Source organism: Brasilonema bromeliae SPC951, assembly GCF_012912135.1.
Lineage (GTDB): Bacteria > Cyanobacteriota > Cyanobacteriia > Cyanobacteriales > Nostocaceae > Brasilonema > Brasilonema bromeliae.
Genome location: NZ_QMEB01000024.1, coordinates 1 through 20,671 on the forward strand (window position 1 = coordinate 1; position 20,671 = coordinate 20,671).

The following is a 20,671-nucleotide window of genomic DNA, read 5'->3' on the forward strand; positions in this document are numbered from 1 at the left end:
GTGTAGGGGTGTAGGGGGAAGAAGGGGATTTTCTTTTTGTGCAACGCCACATCCTATCTCCTATGTCCTTCCTAGTTGTTGACTTAATCTCATTGCGCCGAACTCGCTTTTTTACTTTGTATATGCAAAATTCCAACTAATAGGAAATATCATGTCAAGGGTAAGTGATAATTCAAGCGTAAGGGAGCAGTTTTTTGATAATGATAAACCACAAATTTGGTGGTTAATTGCTGTAACCTTGCCAGTCATAGTTGCTACTGGAGTCCTAAGCATAGCCAAAATGGAGCAAGTGAAAAAGTTCAATACGCCCGTATCCAGTGCGCCAATCACAAGTATAAATGCTTTAGGACGTTTGGAACCCCAAGGGGAAGTATTTAAACTGTCTGCACCAGTAGGAGTCCAAGGAACGTCGCGAGTCGAACAAGTTTTTGTCAAACAAGGAGAGCAAGTCAAAAAAAATCAAATCATTGCTATTTTGGATAACTTTTCCAGTAGCCAAGCCGCAATGGAAGAAGCTAAAGCAAAAGTCCAAGAAGCCCGTGCCAATTTAGCAAATGTCAAAGCAGGTTCACCAAGAGAGATTGAGGCTCAAAGAGCTGTAATTGCTCGCTTGGAAGCACAATTACGTGGGGAACTAGATGCTCAACAAGCAACAATTACTCGCCTGCAAGCAGAGTTAGGCGGGGAAAAAACTGTTTTACAAGCAACAATTAATCGTATCAAAGCTGAAGTCCAAGGACAAAGGGATGCTTTCCAAGCTACGGTTTCGCGTATACGAGCTGAACAACGTAATGCCGAAGTCGATGCTCAACGCTATCAAATGTTATACGCAGAAGGTGCGATTTCGCAACAAGAACGTGATAGAAAGCAATTAGGCGCAGAAACTTCGACTCAGCAACTTGTAGAAGCTCAAGCCAACCAAAGAAAAACGGTTGCAACTTTGCGACAGCAACTTGCTGAAGCTAAAGCCAATCAAGTCAAAACTATAGCAACTTTGCAACAGCAACTGGTTGAAGCTAGAGTTAACCGGAACAAAATTCTCGCAACTTTGCAAAGACAAATTGATGAGGAAAGAGCCAAATTTAACAGACTTAAAGAAGTTCGTCCCATTGATTTACTAGTTGCACAGGCACAAGTTAGCAATGCAATTGCGGCTCTGAAAAGAGCACAAGCTCAATTGAATTTAAGCTATATCAAAGCACCAATCTCTGGCGAAATTCTTAAAATTCATACGAAAGCTGGAGAAAGCATCAATACAAATGGCATTGCTGAGATTGGACGAACGGATCAGATGATAGTCATAGCTGAAGTTCCCGAAGACAGTATTAGTAAGGTGCGCCTTGGTCAACAAGCCGTAATAACCAGTGATAATGGAGCTTTTAGCGGAGGATTACAAGGAACTGTTGCTGAAATTGGTAGGAAAATTGGCAAAAAAGATGTCTTAAATACAGACCCAGCAGCAGATGTTGATGCCAGAGTCGTAGAAGTGAAAATTGTCCTGACTCCACAAGATAGTAAAAGAGTGACAGGCTTAACTTACGCCAAGGTGGCTGTTGAAATTAATCTTTGAAACATCAATTTTGGCTCAGCTAATAACTAACAACTGAGGACAAAAGATAATGACCAAAATTCCTCTGGCTTGGTTACAACTTAAGCGAGAAAAAACTCGTTTAGCTGTAGCTCTGGCAGGAATTGCCTTTGCTGATATTTTAATGTTTATGCAGCTTGGTTTCCGGGATTCTCTATATTTTAGTAACGTCCGTTTTCATACGAGTTTACAAACTGACATTGTTCTCATCAATAATCAATCTAATGCTTTACTTTCCATGAAAGGTTTTTCTCAGAGGCGTTTATACAAAGCTTTAGATGTACAGGCAGTGCAAAGTGTGCATCCAATTTATCTAGATTATACTGCCTGGAAAAATCCTTTAACGGGTCGTTCTCGTAATCTCCTAGTTATTGGAGTAAATCCAGCCGTCAATGTCTTAGATTTACCTGGTGTTAAAGAAAATTTAGATAAACTGAAACTGCCTGATGTTGTTTTATATGACCGTTCTTCTAGACAGGAATATGGGCCTATCGCTACTGAGTTTGAACAAGGAAAAACTGTAGCAGCAGAAGTCAATTCTCGGAGAATGAAAGTAGGGGGACTATTTACATTAGGTGCTTCCTTCGGAGCAGATGGAAATTTAATTACCAGTGATTTAAACTTTTTGCGAATATTTCCCCTTCATAAGCAAGGAATAATTGATATCGGTCTGATTAGATTAAAACCAGGAGCAGATGCAAACACTGTTGCTCAAAGTTTGAGAAATTATTTACCTAGAGATATCAAAGTTTTAACTAAGCAAGAATTTATTGATTATGAAAGATATTACTGGGAAAGTGGTACAGCAATAGGTTTTATTTTCACTTTAGGCACAATTATGGGTTTTATAGTAGGAACTGTCATTGTCTATCAAATACTTTACACTGAAGTGGCAGACCATTTAGGTGAGTATGCAACCCTAAAAGCAATAGGGTATACACAAAATTATTTGTTAATTGTTATCCTACAAGAAGCTTTGATTTTAGCAATTTTAGGATATATTCCAGGATTTGCTATAACTATGTTTTTGTATGCTCGCGCAAGGGATGCCACACTTCTACCAGTTTTGATGAGTGTAGGACGAGCCGTAATGGTACTCATTTTGACTTTTCTTATGTGCTTTATATCTGGCACTATTGCTATGCGGAAGTTACGTTCTGCTGACCCAGCAGATATCTTCTAAAAAAGTGTTTGGGTTTTCAAAAAAATAACATTTTGTCAGATATAAAATTCTTATTTTATTTTTTAACAGAACTCCGTACAGTTTCTGTTAATCATTAAGAGTTAAGCGTTCCCCTGTTAAGAGTTCCCTATTCCCTAGCGAGACGAGTTCGTATGGCTCCGCCACGCAAGCTAACATAAACCAAACCGGATTCCTATATATTCTAGGAGTTTTTGTTATCAAAAAATTTTAGCAACACAAGTACAGAACCCATCTACCACTCTACTGAATTATGTGGATTGTTCAACTTGCTCTTCGTCGTCCTTACACCTTCGTCATCGCCGCTGTTCTCATTCTCGTTTTGGGCGTGGTGACTATCACTCGTATGGCGATAGATATTTTCCCCGAAATTAACATTCCCGTCGTCAGTGTTATTTGGTCTTACAACGGTGTTGCACCGGAAGAAATGGAACAGCGCATCGTCACAGTCAGTGAACGCGCTTTTACAACCACAGTCAATGACATTGAACACATTGAATCACAATCACTCAATGGTGTCAGCGTCATCAAAGTGTTTTTCCAGCCCGGTGCGAAGGTTGAAGCCGCTGTAGCGCAATTAACCTCTGTCACGCAAACAATTTTGCGCGTCCTACCTCCAGGTATCACGCCACCGCTGATTATTCGCTATAACGCTTCGAGTGTGCCGATTTTACAGTTAAGTGTCAGCAGCAAATCGCTTTCAGAACAGGAACTTTACGACAACGGTAATAACTTTCTCAGAACACAGTTAGCCACAGTACAGGGTGCTTCTGTACCTCTGCCCTACGGAGGTAAACCTCGGCAAATTATGGTAGATATCGACCCGCAGGCGCTGTATGCTAAAGGACTTTCTGCGACTGATATCACCACTGCCATTAGCGCCCAAAATTTGATTTTGCCTGCCGGAAGTGCAAAGTTGGGAGAACGTGAATATTCTGTGCGTCTTAATAGCAGTCCGGATGCTGTAGATGCTCTCAACAACTTGCCGATTCGAGAAGTTAACGGTACTGTTCTCTACATCCGCGATGTTGCTCAAGTCCATGATGGTTTCGCTGTTCAAACCAATATCGTGCGTCAAAATGGTCGGCGTTCCAGCCTCATCACTGTCCTGAAAAATGGTAGTGCTTCCACATTGGATGTCGTCGCCTGCGTGAAAGAAGCGATACCACGCATCGCTGCTACTCTACCCAAGGAACTGCACTTAGAGTTATTGTTTGACCAATCTTTATTTGTTAAAGCTTCTATCCAAGGGGTATTGACAGAAGGACTCATAGCTGCATGCTTAACTGGCACGATGATTTTATTATTCTTAGGCAGTTGGCGCAGTACCTTGATTGTCACTATCTCCATTCCCCTGTCAATTCTCTGTTCCATCATCACGCTGCGGTTGCTGGGACAAACGCTCAATATTATGACCTTGGGTGGTCTTTCCCTGGCAGTTGGTATTCTGGTGGATGACGCCACCGTTGAAATTGAAAATATTCACCGTAACTTAGGACAAGGCAAACCGTTACACCAAGCCATCTTGGATGGTGCGCAGCAAATCGCTGTTCCGGCGTTTGTTTCAACTCTGGCAATCTGTATTGTGTTTGTGCCAGTCGTCTTTTTAACAGGAGTTGCACAGTCACTTTTCATGCCTCTGGGGATGGCAGTTGTGTTTGCAATGCTTGCGTCTTATGTACTTTCCCGGACTGTGGTGCCTATGCTGTCACAGTTTCTCCTCAAGCATGAGGTACATCTTTATACTGATCATGAACATTCCAATGGTAATGGTCACCATACAGATACCCATTCCTCAAGCGCTGGTAAAGACATCTTCTGGCGCGTTCACGAACAGTTCAATCGCCAATTTGAAAAATTTCGCAACCGTTATCGTCGGTTCCTTGCTTGGGCTTTGAGTCATCGCCGCCAAGTGTTTGTTATGTTTGGCGCGTTTTGGGTGAGTGGATTAGTTTTGTTACCATTCGTCGGTCAAGACTTTTTCCCTCAAGTTGATGCTGGTCAGTTTCGCTTACACGTCCGCACTCCTGCTGGGACGCGCGTAGAAGAAACCGAGCGGATTTTTACTCAGGTAGAGAATGTGATTCGCCAAGCAATACCAGCCCAAGAGTTAGAAATTATTCTGGATAATATCGGCTTACCAGTTGGTGGGATCAACCTTGCTTTTAGTGATAGTGCCACAATTAGTGCTGCGGATGGTGAAATTCTCGTAGCCCTCAAAGAAGGAGAGCATCACCCCACTTGGCAGTATGTTAAACAACTGCGTCAAAAATTAGAAGCGCAGTTCCCGCAGTTGACGTTCTTTTTCCAACCTGCTGATATTGTTACTCAAATTCTTAACTTTGGTTTACCAGCTCCTATTGATGTTCAAGTCATAGGTCCAAGTCGCAACCGTAAGGCAAATTATGCGATCGCCAAGCAAATTGAAGCGCAAATCGCTAAAATTCCTGGTACAGCGGATGTTCACTTACATCAAATTGTTGATGCACCAGAGTTACGTATTAATGTAGACCGCACTCAGGCACAACAAATAGGCTTAACTCAACGGGATGTGGCAAATAACTTGCTGACGTCCTTAAGTTCTAGTGGTCAAACTTCCCCCAACTATTGGCTAGATCCTGTTAAGGGTGTGAGTTATCTGGTGGCGGTGCAAGTACCGCAATATAAAATCAATTCTTTAGAAGCACTCCAGAGTACTCCGATCACGAACAACTCGACTTCACCGCAACTGTTAAGCAATCTTGCCACAGTGCAACGGCGGACAACAATGGCTGTGGTGAATCATTATAATGTGCAGCCTGTGTATGATGTTTACGCTAATGTCCAAGGTCGGGATTTAGGCGCTGTGTCGCGAGATATAGATAAGGTTTTGGCACAGTTTCGCCCCAAGTTAGCCCGTGGTAGTTCGATTGTGGTAAGGGGTCAGGTGGAAACTATGAATGCTTCGTTTTTGGGATTGGGAGTGGGGTTGTTATTTGCGATCGCCCTAGTCTACTGCTTGATGGTAGTGAATTTCCAATCTTGGATCGACCCACTGATCATTATGATGGCACTGCCAAACGCTTTGGCTGGGATTATCTGGATTTTGTTTATTACGAATACAACTTTCAGCGTACCTTCTTTAATGGGTGCAATTATGTGCATTGGAGTTGCGACAGCTAATAGCATCTTGCTTGTGACGTTTGCAAATGAGCAACGTCTGGAGGGGAAAAAAGCCCTCTCCTCAGCTTTAGCAGCAGGTTACACTCGTCTGCGACCAGTATTGATGACTGCTTCTGCAATGATTATCGGGATGCTACCAATGTCTCTTGGTTTTGGAGAAGGTGGTGAACAAAATGCTCCTTTGGGTCGTGCTGTTATTGGTGGATTGTTCGCAGCGACCTTTGCCACATTGATTTTTGTCCCCGTAGTCTACAGCATTTTGCGACGGAAACAACCCCACAACCTTGATGATACGATGTTGCCTTCATTGATGGAAGCAGATGGAGTTATGAGGTAATGGGCAAAAGAAAAGTAAAAAGTAAAAAATTGTGACTCTTTCGTACTTCTCCAAATCCTTACTATCTTTCAATTGCAACTCGATATGAATACTCATCAATCTCCCAACCCTAACTCTTTTGACGAGTTAACTTCTAGAGATAAAAGACGCAAAAGAGGTTATCTCGGCTCGATGACACTCATTGCTGGTATTGGTGCATTAGTAACTGGACTTCTAGCAATTGGCATTTTGCCTCGTCTCCAACAGCGTGCAGAATTAAAAGCACTTGCCAAGTCTGCACAAACAGATGTTCCCACTGTCAATTTTGTCAAGCCCAAACGTGCTGCTAATTTTACGGTTTTATCCTTACCTGCTAGTATCCAAGCGAACCAAGAAACATCAGTCTATGCCCGAACCAATGGGTATTTGCGGCGACGAACTGTAGATATTGGTGACAAAGTACAAGCAGGGCAAATACTTGCAGAAATTGACACACCGGAAACCGACCAAGAAGTGGCACAATCACGTGCTGAGTTAGCAAGAGCACAAGCAAATCTCGCTCAAGCCCGCGCTAACTTAGCCCAAAAGCAGAGCAATTTTTCTGAGGCTAAATCAAACTTAGCAGCCAGACAGGCAGAACTGATGCAAGCACGCACAAATTTAGAATTAGCCCGTCAAACCTGGCAGCGCTGGCAAGAGCTTCAGCAGCAAGGAGCAGTGACTCAGCAAGCTGCTGACGAACGCAAAACGTCATTCAGTGCGAATCTTGCTAATGTCGATGCAGTGAAAGCTCGTGTCAATTCTGATCAAAACAGTGTTAATGCGGCGCTTGCTAGTATCAACTCTGACCAAGCAAACGTCAACGCATATCTTGCCAGTGTTGCTGCTAGTCGCGCAAGTGTGGAAAAATCGGTGGTTTTGCAATCTTTTAAACGTGTGACAGCTCCCTATAATGGGGTGATTACAGGACGCAATGTAGAGACGGGGGGGTTAATTTCGGCTGGTAGCAATAGTAACTCAAGCAATGCATGGCTATTTAAAATAGCTCAAACCAACAGCTTGCGTATCCGCGTTAACGTACCACAAACTTTGATTCAATCCATTCGGCAAGGTCAAACGGCTCAGATTCACGTCCGCGAGTTACCCAGCAAACCGTTTACAGGCAAAGTTGTTCGCACTTCTGACTCCCTCGACCCCAAAACGAATACGCTGTTGACAGAAATCCAAGTGCCAAATCCTAACGATACAGTGCGACCTGGGATGTATGCTCAAGTCACATTTACAACTACGCGTATGAACCCACCGATGCTGATACCAGCTAATACTTTGGTTGTTAATTCGGAGGGGACTCAAGTAGCTAGTGTGACAAGAGACCAAACTGTACACTATCACAAAGTAGAGCTTGGTCGAGATTATGGTACTGAAGTAGAAGTGATTTCTGGTTTGAACCCAAATGAATCTCTGATTACTAATCCTAGCGATGATTTAGGCGAGGGTGCACGGGTTCAAGCTGTTGCTGTTAAGCCTAAGGGGAAAAGTTAGGTATTTGCAACCGCAGATGCACGCAGATAAATATAGATAATGTATCTGTGTGCATCTGAAGGACACTGCTGTGCAGTACAGCAAAGCGAAATATTATGTATGAATGGTAACATTTGTGTGTTCAACAACTGTTGTAGAGATAGGTTAATATTTTTGAAGCAGCTGGTCTTGCAAAGACAAGCCATTTTTTTATAGTATTGCTAGCTTATGGTGTCTTGTGGCTGTAATTGGAAGCTCTTGTGATCTGACTTTAACATAGGACTTGCAGACACTCCTGTGATCAGAAAGTGAGAACCAAAATGCATTCATGGTAAATTACTGACAAATAATCAGATCAACTCCACCATGTAGTCCTATTGCAAAGCCAAAAGTCAAGAGTCCGAAGTCATGAGCTATTTGCTAATGCCTGCTGAATAAGAACTAATGACTAGACTAGGTAAAAATTCATGGCAAGAAAACTTCGTCCCTCGCCTAAAATCCTCACTAAACCTGATAACGAAGACGACTTCTATCACGAACCAGGAACCATACCAGGAACCATCATTATTCCCACAGATGCTTCACCACCAGAGATGACATTGATTGACTATAGTACTGGCGATGTTATCCGTAAAGAAATCAAAACCCCGGAAGAGTGCGCTGACTATCTAGATACAGCATCTGTTTCTTGGGTAGAAGTCCAAGGTTTAGGGGATGAAGACATTTTGCGACGACTGGGGAAGGTGTTTGATTTACATCCTTTGGTTTTAGAAGATATAGTCAATTTGGTAGAGCGTCCAAAAATAGAGGAATATGAAGACTATTTACTAATTATTTGCCGAATGGTTGTGCCAAAGGAAAAAAGATATGGATTTTATAGTGAGCAAGTGAGTCTGGTGTTAGGAAAAAATTACTTGCTTACAGTACAAGAGGAACCAGAACATGATTGCTTGGAAGGAGTGCGAGCGCGAATTTGTAACAACAAAGGTATTATCCGCAAGCGCAAAGCAGATTATTTAGCTTATAGTTTATTGGATGCAATTATTGATGGTTTTTTTCCGGTTCTAGAACTTTATGGTGAGCGAATTGAAGAGTTAGAGGAAGAAGTTATGGTTAACCCTTCGCGACAAACACTACAAAAAATTTATCAAGTAAGGCGAGAATTGTTACAACTACGTCGCTACATCTGGCCTCAACGGGATGCAATAAATTCTTTGATTCGTGATGGCAATGAACTCATCAGTGAGGATGTGAGAATTTACTTGCGAGATTGTTATGACCATGCAGTGCAGGTAATGGATATGCTAGAAACTTACCGGGAACTTGCCACAGGATTGATGGATGTTTATCTTTCGGCAGTAAGTAACAGAATGAATGAAATTATGAAGTTTTTGACTGTTATGTCGTCAATTTTTATCCCCCTAACCTTTGTTGCCGGAATTTATGGTATGAACTTCAATACTGACAAATCACCATATAATATGCCTGAACTCAATTGGTATTGGGGTTATCCTATGTGTTTAGCATTCATGGCAGCAGTCGCCTTTGTCTTGGTCTTCATCTTCTGGCGAAGAGGCTGGTTTCAGAATTTCTCACAAATTAATTCTGATTATAAGATTTGAAATTGCCACTTAGTTAAGTTTGAAAAGTGAATAAAAGGGAGTTCATATACTAAAAATATGGGTAATGCTGACAACAATTTACTGATTCTGACGCTTTATATAATTGGTATTACTTACACCATTAACCAAATGGTCGAATCAATTGCAGAACAAGTAAAGATAGAATTCAATAAAGCACTTGTAGATGAACAACTGAAAGACCAAAGTCTTCAAGATAAGATTGGGATTAGTTTCGGAGGACTGGCAGGTACGTTTGACATTACCAAACCACAATCTTTGTCGATTAACATTGAAAATAAATCTCAGGATTTAGCAATATACGTTGATTGGGACAATTGCGCTTTTGAGGAATTTGACGGAACCTCGAAGCGCGTGATTCGGATGTCACCAGATATAACCCGTGATTTAGGTGTATTCCAAAGTCCCAGTCTTATCGTCCCTAAAAAAACACTGAAAGAATCAGTTTCATCTGAAAGTGTTTTCCAATTCGATAAGTTATCTGCAACATACACAGCAACAAAAAATTCAATAGCCAATGTCCTCAAATGGAAAACAAGCCCCATTAGGTCACAAAGAATTGAATTTAACAGATTTATGAGCAGAAAACGCAACTTTGATTTCTCACTAGATTTAGTCTTCCGACTAGCCGAAACAAATTTTGGTGTTGCTCAAGGTGTGAATGCACCTCCCCTTTGCATTGTCAAGTGTCCCTTCACTGTTAGAAAACTCCCTTGGACGTATGCCTTGCCTTGGAATAAAAGGCGTTGACATCCTCCCACTACTGAGCTGAGTACCGTTTCAGTAGGAGCCTTCTGGCGGAACTAGGTAAACTTAAACGACTGGTTCGCTCATTCAAAGACTACACTGGATATTAGGAGAGAGTAGGCGCAGGTGGTTACAGACTAGTTTCGTTGAGACTGGTTTGAGGAAAGTCCGGGCTCCCGAAAGACCAGACTTGCTGGATAACTCCCAGTGCGAGCGATCGCGAGGATAGTGCCACAGAAACATACCGCCCTTTTTCAGTGAACAGTGAACAGTCAACAGTGAACAGTCAGTAACTGATAACTGATAGCTGATAACTGGTAACTGAAGAGGGTAAGGGTGCAAAGGTGCGGTAAGAGCGCACCAGCATGATCGAGAGATCATGGCTCGGTAAACCCCGGTTGGGAGCAAGGCGAAGGAACTATGGTTGGTCTTTTACCAGTTCCGCTCTCATAAGAGCCGCTAGAGGCGTTTGGTAACAAACGTCCCAGATAGATAACCGCCCTCTTAAATGTAGAAACGTAATATGTTACGTTTTTACAAAAGAGAACAGAACCCGGCTTACGTTCCGACTCTCTCCCTCTTTTTTGTCCTTTATAAAGTTAAACCCCGTCCCTAGGCTCGGTATATCCTTGTATTATTGGTCTTAGTTTTTTGTTAACAAGCAATGACTAATGACTCATGGCTCATGATTCATGACTAATAACTAATGAGCATTGCTTATCCACGCCGTCAACGACAACTCGAAAGCTTAGTCAGAAAATTAGGTCTCCAGACAGATGCGCCGATAAAATGGCAACTGCTGGACTTAGCGCTGACTCATCCCACTGTCTCCGAGTCAGCAAATTATGAACATTTGGAGTTTGTCGGCGATGCAGTCGTGCGATTAGTGGCTGCTATTGTGCTATGGGAAAATTATCCTAATTGTCCAGTGGGAGATTTTGCAGCGATTCGTTCGGTGTTGGTGAGCGATCGCATTCTCGCCCAACTAGCCAGAGAATACGGCTTGGAGTTACATTTACTCGTTGCAGGCAGTGCGACTGCTGATAAAGTTGGTCAAGAGTCAAGACTGGCTGATGCCTTTGAAGCAATTTTAGGTGCTCTTTATTTGAGTACACACAGTCTCGAACTTATTCGCTCTTGGCTAGATCCTCATTTCAAAAAACTTGCAGCAGAAATTCGCCTCGATCCGGCTAGATTTAACTACAAAGCCGCCCTGCAAGAATGGACTCAAGCAAAGTATAAAGTCTTACCTGAATATCGAGTCATAGAAATGAATCAACCGCAGCACAATCAAGAGCGTTTCCTGGCTGAGGTATGGTTACACGGAGAAAAGCTCGGTCAAGGAAAGGGACGCTCTATCAAAGCTGCCGAACAAGCTGCTGCAAAAGTTGCTTTTTTATCACTGGATCATCAGGAAAAGCCCTGAAATCAAATGGTAGATGATAAGCTAATAACTAAAACTAGGGGTGTAAGGGTGTAAGGGTGTGGGGGTGTAAGGGGTAAGAGAGTTTTACTTCTTCTCCTCTCCCTTTTCAAGATTGCCGGAACCGACGAGTCATCTTATTCCCTTACACCCATACACCCCTACTCCCCTATACCCCTAGTTTGTTGACTAATGATTAAAAAAATTAAAATTGCTGTAGTTGGTGTTGGACGTTGGGGCGTTCATTTGCTAAGAAATTTTTTAGAACATCCGCAAGCGAGTGTAGTGGCGGTAGTCGATCCGAACCCAGAGTGTTTGGCGGCGGTGAAACGGCAGCATAATTTAGGTAACGAAATTCTACTGACAACAGAGTGGCAAGCAATACAGCAAGTGGAAGGTTTAGAAGCCGTTGTTATTGCCACTCCCGCCAGCACGCATTACTCCTTAATTACCGATGCCTTGCATTGGGGTTACCACGTTTTAGCAGAAAAGCCTTTAACTCTCAACCCAGCAGAATGTCGAGAACTGTGCCAACTTGCCCAAAAACAGCAACGACAACTGATAGTTGACCACACTTACTTATTTCACCCAGCAGTCACGCGAGGGAAAGCGGTTGTACAGGCGCGTCAATTAGGTGATTTACGTTATGGTTACGCTACTCGCACTCATTTAGGACCAGTTCGCCAAGATGTTGATGCACTCTGGGACTTAGCCATTCACGATATTGCCATCTTTAATTCTTGGCTAAACCAAATTCCAGTGAAAGTCCAAGCAACGGGTACAGTGTGGCTGCAACCAAGTGTAGGGGGAGTAGGGGGAGCAGAGGAGCAGAGGAGCAGAGGAGCAGGGGGAGCAGGGGAAGCAGGGGAAGACAAAGAAATAACATCTCCTTCACTCCCTCACTCCCTCCCTCCCTCACTTCAAAACCAAGGATTATCCGACCTAGTCTGGGTTACACTCACATATCCGAATAATTTTCAAGCGTATATTCACTTATGTTGGCTCAATCCTGATAAACAACGACGACTAGGAGTTGTTGGAAATCTTGGCAGTTTAATTTTTGATGAAATGTCTCGTACCTCACCTTTGACGATACTGCACGGCGAATTTGAACAGCAGGAAAATCGATTTGTTCCTGTGAATCAGAAGCAACAAGTGCTGGAAATAGAAACAGGTGAACCATTAGGGCGAGTGTGCAATCACTTTATCACTTGTGTGCTTGAAAATAGTCCCTCCAAAGTGTCCTCTGGTTTAGTAGGCACGCAGTTAGTGCAAATTCTTGCTGCTTTGACAGAATCTCTTAATAATGGTGGCAAGCCTGTTTTTCTTAATGCAAATGAAGACTGAAATTCTACAACTTTGCATTTTGCATACTCAGTGTTGAATTCTTTAATTCCTTGTTGAGAGTAGACGGAAAACGGTTTTTTTGTAAAGTAACTTCTTCTGCTGCTTGCTTTTCCCCTCTTACTGCTTGATCCCCAGAGGAAACACTGAGGTTTTCTAAATTTTTTTTTCCTTCTGCGTCTGGTAACTGTGACCCATCAATTAAAGGTAAAGTTATTTTCATTGTCGTGCCTTGATCCAGACCTGCACTTTCAAGAGTAATAGTACCTCCCATAAGTTCCATTAAATTTCGTGAAATGGCAAGTCCTAATCCTGTACCGCCAAATTTACCTGAATTTGAACCCACCATCACAAAAGGGCGAAATAGTTTTTGCTGTTGAACGGGATCAATTCCTATACCTGTATCTGTAACAGAGATAATGACTTCAGATTTATCATCTCTACGTTGAATTTCTGTGGAGATTGTAATGCTTCCTTGTTCAGTAAACTTCGTTGCATTACCGATGACATTAATCAGCACTTGTTTAAGCTTGGCGGTATCAGCATTAACTGGAATTGTCTCATTCAATTGAGGAATATTTAATTGCAAGCCTTTTTGTTGAACATTAACTGATTGTATGTTTATAACTTCTTTAAGAATCTGCCGGAGATCAATAGGTTGCAGAACTACCGAAAGCTTTCCTGCTTCTATTTTGGAAATGTCAAGTAAATCATTAATAATGCCTAATAAGTGAATTGCTGCGTCATCCACACGACTGAGAAACTCCAATTCTTCTTCTCGGTCATCGCACATACCATCTCGAACCAGACGAACGCAATTAATGATGGTGTGTAGTGGGTTTCTCAACTCATGGGAAGTCGTAGCTAAAAACTGACTTTTTACCTGGTTGGCAGTTTTTGCTTCTTTCCATGCTATTTCCAATTCTTCTGCCCAAGCTTTCAACCGTTCAACCATTTGCTCAAGTGCTTGTGCTAATTGGTTAAACTCCCGAATTTTGAAGTTATGAGGGATTGGTTCTGTTGATTGGTTTAAATGAAGATTTATGGCGTAGTCTCGCAGTTGTTCTACTGGACGTGCCAAATAACGAGCTAAATACAGCGACGCCAAAACACTTGCGCCAATTAAACCTAATGTTAAAACAATGAGGATAATTTTAATTCCCTCAAGACCATATAAAGCATTATCTAATTCTGTAACAGCTATAATCACCCATTTTCCCTCTTGCCCTTCTGTTACGGGACTGGGAATAGCAGTGTAGCCAGCAAGTAATTCTTCTCCTTCATTTTCAAAAAAGAAATGTAGAAAATATTTCCTCCCTGCCAAAGCAGCTCTTAGAATTTGTTTGAGTCGCGAAGCATCTGCATGTTGCTTTATATTAGTCCCAACGCGATTAGCAATTGGGTGTGCCATAACTGTTCCATCATCAGCGATAACCATCGTTGAGCCTGTTAGCGAACCCGGCTTAGTTCGGCCATTTTCTTGCAGTATGGTCGCACGAAAAATCAAGGCATAACGTAAATATCCTATACTATCGTAGATGGGAGATGATAACAGTAATCGCAGTTGATTTGGCAAGTCTTTTCTACCAGTTGTTCCGAGCTTTGGTGGTAATATTGCCTCAACATTAATCCCATCATTTGGTATGGGAAATTTTAATTCACCAATTGGTTGTTCGCCGCAAGTACTTGCAACAATATTACCGCTTTCTGGCTCAGTCAGTTGAATACACTCTACTTGCCTTGGTAGTCGTTGGGCAACTTGGTTCAGAAATCGTTGTACTTCAGTAGGCGAACCTGACTGAATAACCGTTGTTTGACTTGCACTGAGTAAGTTTGCTTTTAAGGCAGCGCTCGTCTCTACAATTTTTTCACCTTTGATAATGGCACTTTCTGTTAAGTTTTGACGGGCAGTTTCAAGAAGGCTAGAACGTGCCTTTTTATAGGCTACAATCTCCCCTATCAATAAAACAGGAACTAACAGAAGCAAGATTTTTGATACTAAAATCCGACGAAAGGATGATTGACGGGGTTTAGCCATCGGCAGTCTCTCTTAGTATGTGCCAATCACAACAGTAATCTTAAGTAATTAGAGCAGCTAGTGTTGTTAAATGATAAAAATCCTATTTTATAATCATATTAAAAATATAAAGTAATTTAATATCAAAAAGAAGCTTATGATACAAACACTCACAAAAACTACGATCCACAGGGACTGTTGTTGCATATAAATATTACAGAGAAAATAGGGAGAGAGGAGGTTTCCTACATCACTATTTTTAAAGATCAGCATTTTGAACAGAAAACAAAAACTATCAGACCAACCCAATGGTACAACATCGTCCACATACCACTGTGATTTTGGCGATGAGTGCAGACGGCAAAATAGCGGATGTCAGGCGATCGCGTGCGTCGCGGTTTGCAGCATCGCCTGCTCGATTTGGTTCCAAGACGGACATTGCACACCTGGAGGAACAAATTGCTTGCTTCAGATGCTGTTTTATTCGGTGCTGGTACTCTACGCGCTTACGGTACAACCCTAACTGTATCGCACCCACAACTGCTGCAACAACGAACTCATGCGGGAAAGCCTTCCCAACCTGTCTATATACTTATTACACATTCTGGTAACCTCAATCCGGAAATACGATTCTTTCAGCAGCAAGTCTTGCGCTGGTTACTGACGACAACAGCAGGAGCGCTTTTTTGGAAAGAACGTCAAGAATTTGAGCTCATTTTGGCATGTGGCGCACCAACGGCAAAAGTTGACATTCATACAGCTTTACGACATTTAACTACTTTGGGTATAAAACGCTTAGCTGTTTTGGGCGGCGGTACCTGTGTCGCCTCCATGCTGGAACTGCATTTGATATCAAATCCGGTAGCATCTGAATGATTAAAAAACCGCAGAGGCGCAGAGGACGCAGAGAGAGAGGAAGGATAAATAATTCCGATACAAACGGATTTGATATGATTGACGAATTTTGGCTAACCATCTGTCCGTTGATTCTAGGCGGTTCTACTGCACCGACTCCAGTGGAAGGTAGCGGATTTTTCTTTGAGTTGGCTCCCCGTCTACAGTTGCTGGAAGTTCACACAGTAGAGTCTGAAGTTTTTGTGCATTATCGGCTGCAACGACCGACAGATTAGTTTACGCTAAATAAAGTTTGTGCTAAATTTTGTATCTTAAAAACCTCTAATGGTGGAACAACTGCAACCTCGCTATTCTGTCGCTTGGATAAATAAAATTGCTGAAGTCCCCCAAGAGGGGTGGGATGCTTTAGCATTGTCACTCAAAACTCCGTTTTTGGAGTGGGAGTGGCTGAAAAATCTCGAAACCTCCCAAAGCGCTACAGCTAACACTGGTTGGTTACCGAATCACTTAACTGTATGGCGAGACAGAACGCTCATCGCTGCTGCTCCACTTTACCTGAAAGGACACAGTTCTGGCGAATTTGTTTTTGACCATCAGTGGGCAGACTTAGCACAACGTATTGGTGTAAAGTATTACCCAAAAATGCTGGGAATGACTCCATTTACCCCGGCTGAAGGCTATCGATTTTTGATAGCGCCAGGGGAAGATGAAGATGAGATGACAGCATTGATGGTGCACGAGATTGATGCTTTCTGCACCAAACACCGTATTTCTGGGTGTCATTTTCTTTATGTAGACCCCGAATGGCGTCCTGTTCTGGAACGCCAAGGCTTCACACCTTGGCTGCACCACAGCTACATTTGGGAAAATCTTGGTTTCAACAATTTTGATGACTACTTGGCAGTGTTCAACGCCAACCAGCGTCGTAACATTAAGCGTGAACGCAAAGCAGTGTCCAAGGCTGGCTTGAAACTACAACCGATCACAGGCGATGAAATTCCCAAGTCACTATTTCCTTTGATGTATCAGTTCTACGCTGATACCTGTGATAAATTCGGCTGGTGGGGTAGTAAATACTTAACAAAGAGATTTTTTGAACAGCTACACGCACATTATCGCCATCGGGTTGTGTTTTTCGCGGCATACACAGAACAGGATCATCGTCAACCAGTAGGGATGTCTTTTTGTCTGTTTAAGGGTGATAGGATGTATGGACGCTACTGGGGTTCTTTTCAAGAGATAGATTGCTTGCATTTTGATGCTTGCTATTATTCACCAGTAGAGTGGGCGATCGCCAACGGTATCCAAGTTTTTGACCCTGGTGCTGGTGGACGCCACAAAAAACGTCGCGGTTTCCCTGCAGCTGCCAATTACAGTTTGCACCGCTTTTACAATGGTCGCTTAGCACAAATTCTCGGACATTACATCAGCGAGGTGAATGAAATCGAACAGCAGGAGATTTCTGCAATCAATGCCGAGTTGCCTTTTGCTCGTTCCAATCCCTAATACGAATTTTTGTTATGCATTTTCAGCAACACTGTTGCGCTATGAGCGCCAAAATGTTATGAACACCAAAGAAGATAAGAATTACACTTGAGAAGGGGTAAAAAACCCCTAAGACAAGTTAATTTCTATGATGATTATGGATTTGACGGTTGAAAACTTGGCAGCAATTGACAATAAACTTTCTCAGCGTCATATTGACCTTGACCCCGGTGGGTATTTCATTATTTATTTAAATCGGGAGGAAGGATTAATTTATGCCAAACATTTCACGAATGTGATTGATGAGCGTGGTTTAGCTGTTGATCCAGAAACTGGCAAGGTCATTCCAGCACGGGGAAAGGTGGAACGCACTCACACGACTGTGTTTAGTGGAAGAACGGCAAAAGAATTGTGTGTGAAAATTTTTGAGGAAACTCAGCCTTGTCCAGTGACTCAGTTAAGCCATGCAGCTTATTTGGGTCGTGAGTTTGTCCGATCTGAGATTTCTTTAGTGACAGGACAAGATTATGTTCAGGATTAAAACAGTGAACAGTTATCAGTGAACAGTGAACAGTGAACAGTGAACAGTAAACAGTTATCAGTCAACAGTGAAGTTGATAACTGATAACTGATAACTGATAACTGGTTAACAAGCGAATATCATCCGTTAGAAGATGGCTGAAACACTTGATAAATGTAGTAAGTCGCCATTGGGATAACGGTGGCGGCGATTAAAAGTCCTATCACCCAAGCAGTTGCATTACCTTTGTTGGTGTTGGTGTCTTCTGCAGTGGCAAAGTTACTTTTTACCGGGACGTTATTCGTAATTTGGGGAGGTCCGGGGTCGGGTTCGCCAGATAAAACGGCGACTAGGCGATCGCTAGCATCTAGAAATGCCTGATTATATTTGTCACCGTCCCGTAATGGTACCGTCAAAGTTTCGGAAGCTACACTCAAGGCAATATCATCGCTCATCACAGATTTCACTTTATCGCCAGTTATAATTGCGCTACCGTTTTTTGCGGTATCAATCATTAATATCGTCTGATTTGCCTGTGCTTCCTTTGTAGGAAACCATTTTTCAAACAGTGCTTTGGTGAAGTTCACCGGAGTTTCACCGTAGTCAAGACGACGAATCGTGACAATTCTTACTTCATTACCTGTTTGCTTTGCCAAATTTTCCAGGGTGCTGCTTAGCTTACCTTCATTTAAACGGCTGATGACGTCAGCTTGATCCACAACCCAAGTGGGTTCGCCACTTGTAATGGTTGGCATATCATACACACCAGTCGCCGAAGCAGATGCTGCAAACAGTAAAGAAGCCAGAATCACCATCACTGACGGCAGAAGTAGCCGTTGGATGCGTTTTTTCAAGCTTAAGACTCGATTGAGGAGCTGTTTCATGGGATTTACCAAAACACACACTTGCACAAAAAAAATACTACATAACCAGTGGCAAAGTCTCCTATTTGCCTGCGTCTTATGTGCAAAGCGCAATAGTGGTTATGCGAACACTGCTAATAACTTCTAGCTTAAATCTCAAGTAGCATAAAATCAGTGGCTTTTTAAGTCAATTGATTTGTGTTTTAGTCTTCCACTGGTTGTAAATCGCCGTTCAAAAGCTAAATAGAACAAATAGGCGAATACTAACGATATTCCTACACTAACTAGATATAGTAACACTGTATACGTAATGGCAGGTAGTTGCAAGTTGTGTAGAAAGTGATGCACTAGCGTCACTATCACTCCGTGAGTGAGATAAAGGCTGTAGGAAAATGCTCCCAGTGTGATTGCAACAGGTGATTCTAATACGCGCAGCCCTTTTGGCAACGTATTTGTCTCAAGAATAAAGTTAGTGCAGTAAATTATCAGACAAGCCGCAGCTAGCGCAGCAAAACTCTCAAAAATCCATGCATCCAATCCTAATCTTTTCCATTCTGTTACAAAAGCAATGCCAGCAAAAATAACTGCCAACACAGCCCATGGTACAGACTTTCTTAACCTGATCCAATGAGGCTTTTGTGAAAATCCAATTTCAGCGGCTAGCATTCCTAAAGTAAACGAACCTACCAACCAAGGACGACTTACATCCATAAAACCATTGAATAAATAGTGGGGTTTGACATACTCACCGCCCTAAAGGGTCGGTGATTCTTGACGCTTCGTTGACAGATGCTACCGAAATAGTCTTATCCCGTCTCTGCGTCCATTTAGAGTCGTGGCAATGCCCTGTCCCGACTTTGTTTATATTTTTTGCCGCGTTCTCGTCTCGGTCGTGTTCCGCGCCGCAACTAAGACAGAGAACCGACCGAATCGATAAATCAAGCTTGCCCCATTTGTAACCGCACTCTGAGCAGATTTGGCTTGTAGGTTCCCATCTGCTAATGACGCGAAAATTCCTGCCCAGTTTGGCTGATTTCGCCTCGCACTGTGTCCGAAATTCTCTCCATCCTTGAAGACTAATTGACCTGGCAAGCCTACGGTTTTTGACCAATCCCGACACATTCAAGTCTTCCAAAACAATAGTTTGGTTTTCACTAACAATTTTGGTAGACAGTTTGTGCAAAAAATCTTTTCGCGTATCTGTAATTTGGTTGTGCAGTTTTGCGATTTGAATGCGAGTCTTGACTCTACGTTTTGAGTCTTTGGGTTGTCGTGCTAATTTCTTTTGCAGTTTGCGTATCTTTCTGTCTAGAACCGAGTAACTAGGACTTTCGGCTTTCTCGCCATTGCTCATCACGGCAAAAGTTTTTATTCCTAAATCAATTCCAATGCTTTGGTTCTTAGCATCGATTTGAATAGGTTCAACTTCTACCACGAAGCTTAAAAAATAGCGATTCGCGCAGTCCTTAATCACAGTTACCGAGCTAGGCGCAGAAGGCAACTCTCTCGACCAAATTGGGCTGACTTCGCCAATCTTGGCAAGATAAACGCGTCGTCCCTTAATCGAAAATCCACCAATTCTAAACCTTGCAGATTGCTGACTCGTCTTTTTTTTGAATCGTGGCGTCCCAACCTTCTTGCCTTTGCGCTTGCCTTTTAGCGAATCAAAGAAGTTTTTATAAGCAACTCCTAAATCCGCCACGGATTGTTGCAAGGGGATGTTTGAAACCTCTCCAAGCCATACGCGAGACTCAGTTTTTTTGGCTTGCGTAATAACGAGCTTTTGCAAGTCGTTATTGCTGGGAAGCTTTTCAGACTGCTTACAAAGTGCTAACGCATCGTTCCAAACTACCCGAACGCAGCCGAACAACTGAGCTAAACTCCGTTGTTGTTGGTCTGTCGGGTAGAATCGGAACTGATACCTGGCTTTCATGGCTTGTGTTAAGATTGGTCTGTTACTATTATGTATTGGTCTACACGTGATGACGC

General features: G+C 42.5%; 13 protein-coding genes, 1 other RNA gene and 2 pseudogenes. 12 read left to right on the forward strand and 4 right to left on the reverse strand.

What is annotated here, in order from left to right; genetic code table 11:
- The first annotated feature begins 151 nt into the window (after positions 1-151).
- From DP116_RS05095 to DP116_RS05135, 9 genes are all read left to right on the forward strand, one after another.
- The gene (locus tag DP116_RS05095) at positions 152-1,570 is read left to right on the forward strand and encodes an HlyD family efflux transporter periplasmic adaptor subunit (RefSeq protein WP_169154145.1); all 1,419 of its coding nucleotides are present in this window, start codon (positions 152-154) and stop codon (positions 1,568-1,570) included.
- 49 nt (positions 1,571-1,619) lie between these two features.
- On the forward strand, positions 1,620-2,771 hold the full coding sequence (gene devC, locus DP116_RS05100) for an ABC transporter permease DevC (protein ID WP_211173083.1): 1,152 nt from the start codon (positions 1,620-1,622) through the stop codon (positions 2,769-2,771).
- 271 nt (positions 2,772-3,042) lie between these two features.
- A complete protein-coding gene (locus DP116_RS05105) occupies positions 3,043-6,288 on the forward strand; it encodes an efflux RND transporter permease subunit (RefSeq protein WP_169154146.1) in 3,246 nt (1,081 codons plus the stop codon).
- Between the two features lie 84 nt (positions 6,289-6,372).
- Positions 6,373-7,809 carry an efflux RND transporter periplasmic adaptor subunit gene (locus tag DP116_RS05110; protein WP_169154147.1) on the forward strand — a complete coding sequence of 479 codons (1,437 nt, stop codon included), beginning with the start codon at positions 6,373-6,375 and terminating at the stop codon, positions 7,807-7,809.
- A 446-nt stretch (positions 7,810-8,255) separates the two neighbouring features.
- A complete protein-coding gene (gene corA / locus DP116_RS05115; RefSeq protein WP_169154148.1) occupies positions 8,256-9,410 on the forward strand; it encodes a magnesium/cobalt transporter CorA in 1,155 nt (384 codons plus the stop codon).
- 57 nt (positions 9,411-9,467) lie between these two features.
- Positions 9,468-10,178, forward strand: a complete 711-nt coding sequence (locus tag DP116_RS05120; protein WP_169154149.1) for a hypothetical protein — start codon at positions 9,468-9,470, stop codon at positions 10,176-10,178.
- Between the two features lie 110 nt (positions 10,179-10,288).
- Positions 10,289-10,752, forward strand: an RNA gene (gene rnpB, locus DP116_RS05125) — RNase P RNA component class A.
- A gap of 129 nt (positions 10,753-10,881) precedes the next feature.
- Positions 10,882-11,601, forward strand: a complete 720-nt coding sequence (gene rnc / locus DP116_RS05130) for a ribonuclease III (protein WP_169154150.1) — start codon at positions 10,882-10,884, stop codon at positions 11,599-11,601.
- Positions 11,602-11,790: 189 nt separating this feature from the next.
- Positions 11,791-12,945: a Gfo/Idh/MocA family protein gene (locus DP116_RS05135; protein ID WP_169154151.1), complete on the forward strand. Its 1,155-nt coding sequence runs from the start codon at positions 11,791-11,793 to the stop codon at positions 12,943-12,945.
- Between the two features lie 4 nt (positions 12,946-12,949).
- On the opposite strand, the gene DP116_RS05140 is transcribed toward DP116_RS05135, so the two are convergent.
- On the reverse strand, positions 12,950-14,980 hold the full coding sequence (locus tag DP116_RS05140) for an ATP-binding protein (RefSeq protein ID WP_169154152.1): 2,031 nt from the start codon (positions 14,978-14,980) through the stop codon (positions 12,950-12,952).
- A gap of 287 nt (positions 14,981-15,267) precedes the next feature.
- On the opposite strand from DP116_RS05140, the pseudogene DP116_RS05145 reads away from it, so the two are divergent.
- The 3 genes and pseudogenes from DP116_RS05145 to DP116_RS05160 all read left to right on the forward strand — a co-directional run bounded on the left by DP116_RS05145 (position 15,268) and on the right by DP116_RS05160 (position 17,840).
- Positions 15,268-16,089: pseudogene (locus DP116_RS05145) on the forward strand (RibD family protein).
- Positions 16,090-16,138: 49 nt separating this feature from the next.
- The gene (locus tag DP116_RS05155; protein ID WP_169154153.1) at positions 16,139-17,320 is read left to right on the forward strand and encodes a GNAT family N-acetyltransferase; all 1,182 of its coding nucleotides are present in this window, start codon (positions 16,139-16,141) and stop codon (positions 17,318-17,320) included.
- A 136-nt stretch (positions 17,321-17,456) separates the two neighbouring features.
- Positions 17,457-17,840 (forward strand): DUF4346 domain-containing protein, encoded by a 384-nt coding sequence (locus DP116_RS05160; RefSeq protein ID WP_169154174.1) that lies wholly within the window; start codon positions 17,457-17,459, stop codon positions 17,838-17,840.
- Positions 17,841-17,959: 119 nt separating this feature from the next.
- Here DP116_RS05160 and psb32 read toward each other — a convergent pair whose 3' ends face one another.
- The 3 genes and pseudogenes from psb32 to DP116_RS05175 form a co-directional block, all read right to left on the reverse strand.
- Positions 17,960-18,703 carry a photosystem II repair protein Psb32 gene (gene psb32 / locus DP116_RS05165; protein ID WP_169154154.1) on the reverse strand — a complete coding sequence of 248 codons (744 nt, stop codon included), beginning with the start codon at positions 18,701-18,703 and terminating at the stop codon, positions 17,960-17,962.
- Positions 18,704-18,853: 150 nt separating this feature from the next.
- Positions 18,854-19,402: pseudogene (locus tag DP116_RS05170) on the reverse strand (acyltransferase family protein); the annotation flags it as partial.
- Between the two features lie 25 nt (positions 19,403-19,427).
- A complete protein-coding gene (locus tag DP116_RS05175; RefSeq protein ID WP_169154156.1) occupies positions 19,428-20,615 on the reverse strand; it encodes an RNA-guided endonuclease InsQ/TnpB family protein in 1,188 nt (395 codons plus the stop codon).
- Positions 20,616-20,671: the final 56 nt, after the last annotated feature.